10 protein-coding genes are annotated in these 12,173 nt (G+C 73.6%); 4 read left to right on the top strand and 6 right to left on the bottom strand.

Going from position 1 to position 12,173, the window contains the following annotated elements; genetic code table 11:
* Nucleotides 1–31 precede the first annotated feature (31 nt).
* From ACFCZN_RS17880 to ACFCZN_RS17870, 3 genes are all read right to left on the bottom strand, one after another.
* Entirely contained in the window at nt 32–652 is a 621-nt protein-coding gene (locus ACFCZN_RS17880) for a hypothetical protein (protein ID WP_430557640.1), read from the bottom strand.
* Nucleotides 649–2,631, bottom strand: coding sequence for a LamG-like jellyroll fold domain-containing protein (locus ACFCZN_RS17875; protein WP_430557639.1), 1,983 nt, complete (start codon nt 2,629–2,631; stop codon nt 649–651). Before ACFCZN_RS17875 ends, ACFCZN_RS17880 begins: the two co-directional genes overlap by 4 nt.
* 153 nt (nt 2,632–2,784) lie before the next feature.
* On the bottom strand, nt 2,785–4,635 hold the full coding sequence (locus ACFCZN_RS17870; protein ID WP_430557638.1) for a cytochrome c biogenesis protein DipZ: 1,851 nt from the start codon (nt 4,633–4,635) through the stop codon (nt 2,785–2,787).
* 127 nt (nt 4,636–4,762) lie between these two features.
* On the opposite strand from ACFCZN_RS17870, the gene ACFCZN_RS17865 reads away from it, so the two are divergent.
* Nucleotides 4,763–5,449 (top strand): fasciclin domain-containing protein, encoded by a 687-nt coding sequence (locus ACFCZN_RS17865; protein WP_429766653.1) that lies wholly within the window; start codon nt 4,763–4,765, stop codon nt 5,447–5,449.
* A gap of 219 nt (nt 5,450–5,668) precedes the next feature.
* Here ACFCZN_RS17865 and ACFCZN_RS17860 read toward each other — a convergent pair whose 3' ends face one another.
* From ACFCZN_RS17860 to ACFCZN_RS17850, 3 genes are all read right to left on the bottom strand, one after another.
* A complete protein-coding gene (locus ACFCZN_RS17860; RefSeq protein WP_430557637.1) occupies nt 5,669–6,388 on the bottom strand; it encodes an anti-sigma factor domain-containing protein in 720 nt (239 codons plus the stop codon).
* Nucleotides 6,381–6,953 (bottom strand): sigma-70 family RNA polymerase sigma factor, encoded by a 573-nt coding sequence (locus ACFCZN_RS17855; RefSeq protein WP_430557636.1) that lies wholly within the window; start codon nt 6,951–6,953, stop codon nt 6,381–6,383. The genes ACFCZN_RS17860 and ACFCZN_RS17855 overlap by 8 nt, the downstream gene beginning before the upstream one ends.
* Before the next feature lie 247 nt (nt 6,954–7,200).
* Complete coding sequence (locus tag ACFCZN_RS17850; RefSeq protein ID WP_429766648.1) at nt 7,201–8,268, bottom strand: 3-deoxy-7-phosphoheptulonate synthase; 1,068 nt, start codon at nt 8,266–8,268, stop codon at nt 7,201–7,203.
* 441 nt (nt 8,269–8,709) lie between these two features.
* Here ACFCZN_RS17850 and ACFCZN_RS17845 point away from each other — a divergent pair, with 441 nt between their 5' ends.
* The 3 genes from ACFCZN_RS17845 to ACFCZN_RS17835 all read left to right on the top strand — a co-directional run bounded on the left by ACFCZN_RS17845 (nt 8,710) and on the right by ACFCZN_RS17835 (nt 12,105).
* A complete protein-coding gene (locus ACFCZN_RS17845) occupies nt 8,710–9,207 on the top strand; it encodes an NUDIX hydrolase (RefSeq protein WP_429766646.1) in 498 nt (165 codons plus the stop codon).
* 26 nt (nt 9,208–9,233) lie between these two features.
* Complete coding sequence (locus ACFCZN_RS17840) at nt 9,234–9,620, top strand: DUF5655 domain-containing protein (protein ID WP_429766645.1); 387 nt, start codon at nt 9,234–9,236, stop codon at nt 9,618–9,620.
* A 166-nt stretch (nt 9,621–9,786) separates the two neighbouring features.
* On the top strand, nt 9,787–12,105 hold the full coding sequence (locus ACFCZN_RS17835; RefSeq protein ID WP_429766643.1) for an immune inhibitor A domain-containing protein: 2,319 nt from the start codon (nt 9,787–9,789) through the stop codon (nt 12,103–12,105).
* Nucleotides 12,106–12,173: the final 68 nt, after the last annotated feature.

The following is a 12,173-nucleotide window of genomic DNA, read 5'->3' as shown; positions in this document are numbered from 1 at the left end:
GTGCCGCGGCCCGCCAGGCGGGGTGGTGGGCTCAGTCCCCGCACAGCTCCGCGACCTCGGCCCGGAACTGGTCGGACCCGAGATCGAGGTCGCTGATCCACAGCATGTGGCCGAGCTGGAGATCCGACTCCCGGGCGATCCCGAGCGACCGGACGCGGAGCGGCGCGTGCTCGATCCCCGTGCGGCTGCTGGCCGCGGCGCCGTACCGCATGTCCGCGTCCATGGGGCCCCACGGCCCCACGACCCACATGGCCACCTCACGCCCGGGCGGGATCTCGACCTCGGCGGTGGTGTCCGCCTCGGGCGGGGGGCCGTCCGCCGGGTCGCGGAACCCGTAGTCGTCCCGCGGGTCGGCTGCCACGGCGCCGAACCGGAAGACGTCGGGCAGCAGGCTCGTCACGGTGATCGGCCAGCGCGCGTCGTTGCGGACGGTCTGCACGACGGCGACGTCCTGGTCCGCGGCGAAGAGCGCCCAGAGGCCCTCGTCGGGGTACGTGCACTCGTCCGTGAATCCGGCACCCGTCGAGGACACCGACCCGAGCTCCACGCCCGCGCTCGCCGACAGTCCCCACCACCCGCCGAGGGCCGCGGCCGCCAGCACCGCCGCGCCGACGACCGCGACGGTCGAACGCCGGACCCGCCGCGTGCTCACATCGCCCCGAAGCACCAGCGCCGGATCTTCGACTCGTCCTGCACGGAGTCGAGCACGCGGACGCCGTCCACGGCGCCGCGCCAGGCGCCGCCGCCGACGGTGACCGGCCCGGACGGCGCGGCCGTGAGCGGCCCCGCCTGCGCCCGACCGGACCGTACGGGCGCCCCCATCCCGGTGAGGGAGCAGGTCCACAGGTCGACGGCGCCCGTCGCGGCGTTCCGCGTCCCCGCGAGGAAGACCCAGCTGCCGGGCTCGGGGGCAACGCCGGACACCGCGGTCGTCGACGTTCCGCCGTCGCCGGTGGCGACCGAGAACGCCCAGCAGGTGCCGGTCGCCGACGTGCAGGAGTCGTCGGCGACGGTGCCGAGCGTGAAGCCCGGCCGTCCGTCATCCCCCTGCGTGACGACGGACGCGGTGACGCCGTCGGCGTCGGGCCGCACGAACGCCGCCACGGTGACGTTGCCCGCCGCGTCGACGACGGCGCCGTCGGTCGCCGCCACGTCGGAGTCGGCGTCGAAGGTCAGCGCGCCGTCGCCCGGGACGCCCCAGGGACCGGGCGACCACAGGTCCGTGCCGGACAGGGTGAGCGCGTTGCCGCCGCCGAGGGTGCTGCCCGCCGTCGTCCCCGCGAGCTCGTCGAACCACCAGGTCGCACCGCGTGCCACGGGGTACGCGACCACGAACCGGTACTCCCGCCGCGGGCCCACGTTCCCCGCGGCGTCCACCGCCTGGGCGTACAGGATGGTCGGGCCGGCATAGCTCGGCGTGAGCTCGACGACCTCCCCCGGCTGTGCGCGGTCGAACAGGGCGTCACCCACGGTCGAGTACTGCACGTAGGCCACGTCGTCGGAGCCCGGCACGTCGAACCGGAACCCGCCGGTCATCCCGACCCCGCCCGCGGTCCGGTCCTCGAGGTAGACGGCGGGGTACCCCTCGACCGGCGTGACGACGGTCTCGCCGGGGGCCGACACGTCCACGCTCAGCTCGCAGCCGACCGGCTCCGTGAGGCCGCCGCTCGGCAGCACCGCCTGCGCCGACCACCCGTACGTCCCGCCCTCGGCGAGGACGCCGTCCGGGACCTTGACGGAGTGGGTCGCCCCGGACGCCTGCGGCGTGGTCGGGGCCGACCGCCACAGCTCGTCGCCCGTCGCGAGGTCGCGCACGGCGAACTCGGCGCTCATCGAGGACGGGAACGGCTCGCGCGCGTTGGAGAGCTCGGCCACCAGGGTCGGGGTCGTCGAGCGGACCGCCGGGCGGTCGTCGCCCGCCGCGCACGACGTCTCCGGCCGCATCGTGCCCAGCGCGACGACGGTGTCCGTCGCCCGCAGCTCGACGGTCAGGGTCGCGTCGGGGCCGAAGGCCGCCCGGCCGCAGCCCCGACAGTCCTCGTCCGCGGCGAGGCCGAACGCCAGCGGGTCGCCGGAGCGCACGGCCTGCCCCACGGCCCGGGTGACGTCGACCTCGACGCGCCGGTCGCCGCCGCACCCCGCGCCCTTCAGGTCCGCGCCCGTCGAACGCCAACCGGGTGTCGAGGCGGCCCACGTGGTCGCCGCGGTCACGGCCGGGACCGCGTGCACCCGGACGTCGTCGACCCCGCACGCCTGGTCGCGGCCCACCGGGAGCGACAGCGTCGCGGCGACCAGCACTCCGTCGGCCAGCGCGGCCGGGTCGCCGAGGTCCCCGAAGTCGTAGGCCACACGCTGCACCCCCCGCGCAGGGCAGCCCCGCCCGCCCTCGCCGACGCACCGCCCGACGACCCGGTCGCCGTCGAACCCGACGCCGGCCGTGCTGGTCGGGGCGCCGCTGCGCAGCGCCGTCCACGCGCGCGGGCCGGACTCGAGGACCACCCGCCCGCTCGGGACCTCCGTCGTCTCGAGCCGTGGTGCGGCACCGGGTGAGGCCGTCGCCGTCGTGGCGCCTCCTGTCAGCACGAGTCCAGCAAGGGCGAGCGCTGCCAGGAGCTGACGTCGTCGAACCACCGTTGACCACCGTTCGTCGTCCTCGACGCGACCCGTGCAGGTCGCCCGGACCGTATCATCCCGGACAAGTCCGACCGAAAGGTAGCGGATCCCGTCGCCTCAGCGAACCGCAGGACCTGTTTTTCACCCGCTCGCACCGACTTCGTGCCGTCCTCAGCCGAAGGTGAAGGTGTAGACGGCGACGCCGTCGGGCACGTCGAGCTCCACGATCCCGTCGGTCGGTCCGTCGCCGCGCAGCACGTCGTACAGCGTCGGGTTGCCGGCCACGTCGATCTCACGCTCGGCGCGGACGCTGCCGTCGTCGGCGAGCACGCGGGCGGTGACCGTCCCCTCGCCGCCGAGGACGCTGAACACGTCGGTCGAGCGGTACGCGAGCCGCAGGGTCGCGTCGTCGGAGGCTGCGGTCGCCCCCTGGAAGTCGACGTCCCACGTGCCGCCGAGGGAGAAGGTGTCCCGCGGCTGGTCGTCCGGGTGGGCGAACACCTCCCGGCCGGAGCCGTACTCGGGCGAGCCCGAGTAGTTGAACACCTTGTTGAGGGCGAGGTAGGTCTCCGGCGTCGTCTCCCCGCCGGGCGTCGTGTCCGCGACGTCGGTCGCGGGCGGCAGCTCGACGTCCGGGTCGGCGGCGCGCAACAGGTCGCGGACGTGCTGCTCGGTGACGTCGTAGCCGCCCTCGCCGTGCTTGATGTAGCGGACGGTGCCCTCGGCGTCGATCAGGTACTCCGCCGGCCAGTACCGGTTCCGGTACGTCGTCCACGTGGAGTAGGAGTTGTCCTGCGCGATCGGGTACTCGACGCCCAGGTCGCGGGCGCCGGCGACGACGTTGCGTGTCTCGCGCTCGAAGGCGAACTCCGGCGTGTGCACCCCGATGACCTCGAGACCGGCGTCCTCGTACGCGTCGTACCAGGCGCTCACGTGCGGGATGGCGCGCTGGCAGTTGATGCAGGAGTAGGTCCAGAAGTCGATCAGCACGACCTTGCCGCGCAGGTCCGCGAGGTCGACGGGGGCCCCGTCCTCGGTGTTGAGCCAGTGCGTGATGCCCGTGAGCGGCGGCGCCGTCCCGCAGTCGGCGAGCTCTGTCGACCCGTTGGAGCAGTTCGACAGCTCCCGGTTGGCGTCGGTGACGATCCCGCCCAGGTCCAGCGCGTCCTGCACGGACGCGTTCTCGTCCACCCGCTGCTGCAGCGCACCCGTGTAGTCGGGCAGGGCGCGCTGCAGCTGCTGCGGAAGATTCAGCGCCAGGGCCCCCGCGAGCAGGATGACGACGACACCGCCCGTGACGCGGATACCGCGCTGGTGGCGGCGGAAGGCCGACACCCGCTCCGCGACCCGGCGCCCGGCCAGCGCGAAGACGAGCAGCGGGATCGCGGCGCCGACGGCGAACGACACCGTGAGGACCACCGTCCCCGGCCCGATGTCGCCCGTCGCGCCCGCGACCGTGATGGCCGCCAGCACCGGTCCGGCGCACGGGACGTAGAGCACCCCGAGCCCGAGGCCGAGCAGGAACGCGCCCCGGTCCTGGCCGGCCGCGCGGCGCGACCCCAGCGACGCGAGCCTCAGGAAGGGGCGCTCCAGCACCTCCTCGAACCGCGGCACGATCATCCCGACCCCGAGGGCCGCGAGCAGCACGATGCCGACCCAGCGCAGCAGGTCCTGCGGCAGCCCGAGGGCGCCCAGGACCAGCGAGCCCAGCAGCGTCATCGCGCTGAAGCTCAGCACCAGGCCGGCGATCACGAGGTAGGGGCGCCACGACCGCGCACGGGCGGCGCGGGCGGGCCGCTCCGTCAGGTCGACGGCGGCTCCCCCGCCCGTCGGCGCGACGCCCGTCTCGACCTGCCCGCCCGCGCCGGTGCGGACCGCCGTCGGCACGTCGAACCGCAGCGCCGGTTCGCGCGCGCCCTGCACCCCGCCGGCGAAGAAGATCACCGGGAGCATCGGCAGGATGCACGGCGAGATGCCGGTGATGAGGCCACCGAGCAGGCCGATCAGGACCAAGGTCTCCATGACCGTCGTTCGGAACCGCGGGGCCGGCGGATGGGATCGCAGACGACACCCATCCGGCGCGGCGCCCGCTCCGAACCCCCGTCGAGCGCCCCGGACCGGAGGGGCGACGACGCAAGGAGAGAGAACGATGAACGTCCGCACTCGCACCCGCACCGCCGCCGCCGGCTTCGCCACCCTGGCCCTGCTGGGGCTCGCCGCCTGTTCGTCCGACTCCGGCTCCGACGCCGGGTCCGGCTCCGAGGAGACGATGACCGAGGAGTCGCCGATGGCCTCCGACGAGCCGTCGGACGAGATGAGCGAGGACATGTCCGCCGACCCGGCCGCGAACCTCGTCGGCCCCGGCTGCGACGCCTACGCCGAGCAGGTGCCCGACGGCGCCGGCTCCATCACGGGCATGTCGACCGACCCGGTCGCCGTCGCCGCGTCCAACAACCCGATGCTCACCACGCTGACGAAGGCCGTCAGCGGCGAGCTCAACCCCGACGTCGACCTGGTCGACACCCTCAACGGCGGCGAGTTCACCGTGTTCGCGCCGGTCGACGACGCGTTCGGCAAGGTCGACAAGGAGACGCTCGACACCCTGGCGACGGACGCCGACCTCCTGACCACGGTGCTCACCTACCACGTGGTGCCCGGCCAGATCCTGCCCGAGGACATCGCCGGCGAGCACGAGACCGTCCAGGGCGACACCCTCGAGGTCACCGGCGAGGGCGACGAGCTCAAGGTCAACGACGCCAACGTCGTCTGCGGCGGCGTGATGACCCAGAACGCCACCGTCTACCTGGTCGACTCGGTGCTGATGCCGCCGATGTGACCCGTATCCGGCCGGGCACCGCAGGGGGGTGCCCGGCCCACCCCGGGACCGACCGGCCCGCCTCGACTCGTCCCGAGGCGGGCTGGTCCACGTTCCGGGCGGGCCGCGGGGACCGTGCCGTCGACCGGTCAGCTCGTCAGGAGGTCCTCGATCGGGACCCGCAGCCGGCGCGCCGTACCCGGGTCCGTCGCGCACGACCTGGCAGGGCTCGGACGCGTCCTAACCCTCCGCCAGCACGACGATCGGGTCGGTCGTCGGCTGCTCGGACCCGCCGTCGGGCTCGACGGTCACGGCGACCCCGACGCCCGGGACGTCCTGGACCAGGTGCTCGACGCGGCCGCCGGACGCCTGGAGCACGCCGGCCGGGGCGACGTCGCCCTCGGAGCCCACCACCCAGAGCTGGTAGTCCTTCCCCTCGCCCGGCCCGGGCAGGTCGCTCGCGGTGAACAGGAAGTCGTCGCCGGCGGCCAGCACGGACGCCGCGCCGCCGCCCGCCACGGGCGAGGTCAGGAGCTGCGCGTCGGGGTCGGCCAGCATCTCGGCGACGCGGTCGAGCTGCGCCTCCACCTGGAGCCCTGCGCGGTGCTCCTGCACGGCGATCGTCGTCGGCACGGCGACGGCGACCACCGCCGCGGCGGCGACCGCATACCGCACCCACCGTCGTCCCGCCGGGCCCGCGGCCGGGCGGGCGCTCGGGGCGGCCGGGCGCTGCGGCGTCTGCGCGACCCGGGTCAGGACGGCGTCACGGACGTGCACCGGCGGCGCCTGCTCGACGGCGAACGCCGCGACGACGTCGCGGTACTCGTCGAGGGCGCGCCGCGCGTCCGCGTCGGACTCCAGCAGTCGCTCCACGGCGCGGCGCTCGAGGTCGTCGACCGCGTCGAGCGCGTACGCGGGCAGCAGGTCCCACGCGTCGCGGTTCGCGTCGGTGTCAGCCACGGTTCACCCCCAGGCAGTCGCGGAGCCGGCCGAGACCGTCACGGATGCGGCTCTTCACGGTGGGGAGGGCCGCACCGAGCTGCTCGGCCACCTCCCGGTACGTCCGGCCGCCGTAGTAAGCCTCGACGACGGCCTCCCGCTGCATGGCGGTGAGGGCGTCGAGGCAGCGCCGGACGGCGGCGCCCTCGAGGCGTCGTTCCACGTCCTCCGCGACGACGTCGCGCTGCGCCCCGGCCACGGAGGTGTCCAGGTCGCGCTGGTCGCGGTCGCGGCGGGACTGCTCGGAGCGCACCCGATCCACGGCGCGACGCCGCGCGAGCGTCGCGACCCACGTGCGGGCGGACGCGCGGGCGGGGTCGAACCGCGCTGCGGTCTGCCACACCTCCACCATCACCTCCTGGGTCACCTCGGCTGCGTGGTCGGGGTCGCGGAGCACGCCCAACGACGTCCCGTAGGCCACGGGGGCGAGGGCGTCGTAGACGGGCCCGAACGACGCGGGGTCGCCGTCCACGCACGCGACCAGCGCGTCGTCGACGGGACCGCGGGCGGTCGTGGGGGGTGGCACCCCGACAGTCTGCCGTACCGGGCAGGCCGATTCGATCGCCATCGGCTCCTCGCGTGTCCGTCCCGGACCCTCCGGGACGTGAGGGGTTCGGTGCGGACGGCTCCGCGGATGGGACCGCCCCGTGTGCGGCGCGTCACGGCCCGTCGCTCGTCCCGCCTTCCCGCACCAAGAGCGAGCGTCCCTGCCGGTCAGGAGTCCGCAAGTGAATCCTGACCGGCAGGGACGCTCGTCGTCCGACGCGTCGCCGTCAGGCCTCGCGCCGCTGCCGCACCGCCCCGGCGAGGGTGCCGAGCAGCTCGGCCGTGGTGTCCCAGTCGAGGCACTTGTCGGTGACGGACTGGCCGTAGACGAGGCCGTCGAGCGGCCCCGGCTTCTGGGCGCCCGCCACGAGGAAGCTCTCCATCATCAGGCCGGTGACGTCCCGCTCGCCGTCGGCGACGCGCGCCGCGAGCTCCCGCACCACCTCGGCCTGGCGCACGTGGTCCTTGCCGGAGTTGCCGTGCGACGCGTCCACCACGACGCCCGCCTCCACGGCCCCGCCGAGGCCGGACGTGCGCGCCACCGCCAGCGCGTCCGCGACATCCTTCTCGGAGTAGTTCGGGCCACCGCGCCCGCCGCGCAGGATGACGTGGCAGTCCGGGTTGCCGGTCGTCTCGACCGCGGCCGCACGCCCCTGCGCGTCCGCCCCGAAGAAGGTGTGCTCGCTCGCCGCCGTGATGCACCCGTCGACGGCGATCTGCACGTCCCCGTCGGTCGCGTTCTTGAAGCCGACCGGCATCGACAGGCCGGACGCGAGCTGCCGGTGCACCTGCGACTCCGCGTTGCGCGCGCCGATCGCGCCCCAGGTCACGGCGTCGGCGATGTACTGCGGGCTCGTGGGCTCGAGGAACTCGCACGCGGCTGGCACGCCCGCGTCGAGCACGCCCAGCAGCACCTCGCGCGCCAGGTGCAGCCCGTGGTGCACGTCGTGGGAGCCGTCCAGGTGCGGGTCGTTGATGAGGCCCTTCCAGCCCACCGTGGTGCGCGGCTTCTCGAAGTACACCCGCATCACGACGACCAGGTCGTCCGACAGCTCGCGCGCCACCGGCGCCAGACGTCGGGCGTAGTCCAGCGCGGCGGCCGGGTCGTGCACGGAGCACGGACCGACGATGACGAGCAGGCGGTCGTCCTCGCCACGCAGGACGTCGCGCACCTCGCGGCGGGACGTCGTGACGAGGTCGCTGCGCGGGGTGCCGAGCGGCAGCTCCGCCCGCATGGCGCCCGGCGCGGGCAGCGGGTCGAGCGCGCGGACCCGCAGGTCGGAGGTCTCTGCCATCAGGTCAGTATGCGGCCGGCCGGTATCGGACGGCGCGAGTTCAGACGGCGCGGTGCGGGCGGTGGTGGCGGGCGTGGTGCCGGTGGCGGTGCTCAACGCGGGGCTCCTGGGGGGTGTCGGCGGCGGGGCGGTCGGGGTGGGGCTCGGCGTCGTCGTCGTGACGTCTCGAACCGTGGTCCATGCCCGACCGGAGCGGCCCGTCTGACGACGAAGGGCCCGGACGCACGATGCGTCCCAGGCCCTGTGCTGGCTCCGGTGAAGTGGTGTCGGTCAGGCGTCAGCCCGCCGAGCCCCTACCGGAGCCGGCGTAAAGCGCCAATACCAACGGATGTCCACGGCGACGACGGTACGTCGCCCTCCCCGCACCCGTCCAGTCGCGTCCACCATCCGGTCCGGCGGCCCGGCCCGGCAGCACCGGGCAGACCCTCGTAGGGTCGACGCATGCCGGTGCCCGAGTTCGTCTCCGCCCTGCGCTCCCACGTCGGCCACGACCTGCTGTGGCTGCCGGGCGTGTCCGCCGTCGTGCTCGACGACGACGGTCGGCTGCTGCTCGGCCGCCGCGCCGACAACGGCCTGTGGGCGGTGGTGTCCGGGATCCTCGAGCCGGGCGAGGACCCGGCCGTCGGGCTGGCCCGCGAGGTGCTCGAGGAGACGGGCGTCGACGTCGTGGTCGACGCGCTCGTGGCGGTCACCGTCACCCCGCCGGTCGAGTACCCGAACGGCGATCGCTCGCAGTACCTCGACCTGTGCTTCCTGTGCCGGGCGGCGAGTCCCGCCGCGGCCGCGCGGGCGCACGTCGCCGACGACGAGTCCACCGACGTCGCGTGGTTCGCGCCCGACGACGTCCCCGCGGACCTCGCCCCCTCGTCCGCCGAACGCGTCGGCCACGCCCTCGGCTGGCTCGCTACCGGCTCCGGAGCCCCCTACTTCGTGCGCTGACCACCCGCCCGAGAGGAGCGCGACCCGTGCCGACGCCCGCCACGCCGTCCACCCCCGAGGACCTGTTCGCGCACTCCCCCACGGGCCTGACGATCTGCCGGGCGTTCGCGACGCTCGTCGCGGAGGTGACCGGCGACGACGTCACGACGCGCACCACGAAGACGCAGGTCGCGTTCCGGCGCCGCCGCGGCTTCGCGTTCGTCTGGCCGCCGTGGGTGGGGGTGCGCGACCACGTCGACGCGCCCGCCGTCGTCTCCTTCGTCCTCGCCCGCGAGGACCGCTCACCGCGGATCGAGCAGGTGGCACACGCGACGTCGACGGCGTGGACGCACCACGTCGAGGTCCGCGACCCGGCCGAGCTGGACGACGAGGTCGCCGCCTGGGTGCGCGAGGCGTACGACGCCGCGGGCTGACTCCGTTCCCCCTGGTCGGCGAGACGTTCTCTGTTCGTCTCGCGGGTGAAACCTGGAAGTGGTTATGTGTGCCCCGCCACAGTTTGCCGAGCGCACCGACGCGCCACGGCACGACGGTGCCCGGCCACCGCGACCGGGTCGCTCCGACACCCCTGGAGGAAAAACCGTGAGAGCACGCACCACGAGCGCGTTCGGCGCAGCGGGAGCCCTGCTGGCCGCCGCCGTCCTCGCCCCCGGCCTCGCCGCGTCGGCGTCCTCGGCGCCCGCGGCGGACGCCCCACCGAACGACCCCGCGGCACACGTCAAGGAGGACGACCGTCCCGACCCGCTGGCCGAGAAGCGCACCGCGCTCAAGCAGGAGGCCGTCGACCGCGTCGCCATGGGTGACGCCACCGTGCAGACGCGGGGCAAGGGCGCCCACACGTCGAAGTCGGTGAAGGTCGGCAAGAACCAGTGGGTCGAGTACGAGACCGAGCAGACGGCGCAGCTGCTGACCTTCCTGGTCGACTTCGGCGACCAGGCCGACCCGCGCTTCCCCGACGCGCCGCAGTCCGGGCCGCAGCACAACGAGATCCCGGAGCCCACGCGCAGCGACAACTCCACCTACTGGGAGGACGACTTCTCCCAGGAGCACTACAAGGAGATGTTCTTCACCGGGCTGGAGGACCAGGACGGCGAGTCGTTCGCCGGCGTCTACGACGAGATGTCCTCCGGCCGGTTCGACCTGCAGGGCGACGTGTCCGACTGGGTGACCGTGCCGTACAACTCCGCGTCGTACGGGGAGACCGAGTCGAACAAGGACATGACGCGCTTCGTGCAGGACTCGGCCGACGCCTGGTACGCCGATCAGGTCGCGCAGGGCAAGACGGCCGAGGAGATCGACGAGTACCTGCAGTCGTTCGACGTCTGGGACCGTTACGACATCGACGGCGACGGGATCTTCGACGAGCCCGACGGCTACATCGACCACTTCCAGGCGATCCACGCGGGCGAGGGCGAGGAGGCCGGTGCACCCACGTCGGCCATCTGGTCGCACCGGTGGGCGGTCAACCCGCTGGGCACCGACGGCCCGGCCGCGTTCCCGAAGGTCGGCGGCATCAAGATCGGCGACTCCGACCTCTGGATCCGTGACTACACGACGGAGCCGGAGAACGGCGGGCTCGGCGTCTTCGCGCACGAGTTCGGCCACGACCTCGGCCTGCCCGACTACTACGACACCGAGGGCGGCGAGAACGGCACCGCCTTCTGGACCCTCATGAGCTCCGGCTCGTGGCTCGGCCACGGCGACGGCACCATCGGCACCACGCCGAACCACATGGGCGCCACGGAGAAGATGTTCCTGGGCTGGCTCGACTACGCCACCGTCGACCAGGGCGAGCGCGCCACGGTCAAGCTCGGCCCGTCGTACCACGCCACGACGAACTCGCAGGCCGTCGTCGTGAACCTGCCGGACGGCGTCAAGGACGTCGACCTCGGCGTCGACCCCTACGACGGGGAGTTCGCCTACTCGGGCACCGGCAGCAACGCGAACTACACGCTCACGTCGCCGTCGTTCACCGTGCCCGACGGCGCCTCGCTCACGGCCAAGGTGCAGTACGAGATCGAGCCCGGCTACGACCACGCCTTCGCGGACGTCTCGACCGACGGCGGCGACACCTGGGAACCGCTGGCGACGAACCTCTCCGACGAGGACGCGAACGGCGGCATCTCGGGCGACTCCGGCAAGAAGTGGGTGGATCTCACCGCCGACCTCGCCGACCACGCCGGCCAGGACGCCCAGGTCCGGTTCCGCTACCAGAGCGACGGCGGCCTGAACCTCACGGGCTTCATGGTCGACGACGTCGCCGTCGGCGACGCGCTGACCGAGGACTTCTCCGACGGGTTCGGGGACTGGACGAACGACGGCTTCCACGTCATCGGGGCGGACGGCACGTACGAGGTCGAGTACTCGCACTACTACGTGGCGGAGAACCGGCAGTACACCGGTTACGACACGACCCTGCAGACCGGGCCGTACAACTTCGGCTGGACGCTCTCGAAGCCGAACACCGTGGAGCACTTCCCGTACCAGGACGGCCTGCTGGTCTGGTACGCGAACAGCTTCTACGGCGACAACAACACGTCGCAGCACCCGGGCGGCGGGCAGGCCCTGCCGGTCGACGCGAACCCGCAGGCGCTGCGGTGGTCGGACGGCGCGCTCGCCCGCAACCGCATCCAGTCGTTCGACGCGACGTTCGGCCTCGGCAAGTCCGACGCGTTCACCCTGCACCGGGAGACCGCGGCGGGCATGACGACGCTGCGGACGTGGAAGGAGAAGGCGGAGAGCGTCTTCAACGACAAGGACCCGTACGCGTACTACGACGAGTCCAACCCGGGCGGCTCGGTCATCGTCGGCGGCACGGGCACGAAGATCGCCGTGAAGTCGGTGAACTCGAAGAACGGCGTGATGACGGTGGACGTCACCACGCCGCGCAAGAAGGGCTGACCGCGAGATAGAGAGGGCAGACCCGCGAGATAGAGAGGCCCGGACGAGACCGCAGGGATGCGGTCTCG

Source organism: Isoptericola sp. NPDC056134 (assembly GCF_042264825.1).
Lineage (GTDB): Bacteria > Actinomycetota > Actinomycetes > Actinomycetales > Cellulomonadaceae > Isoptericola > Isoptericola nanjingensis.
This window is presented reverse-complemented; position numbering and strand designations above follow the sequence as displayed.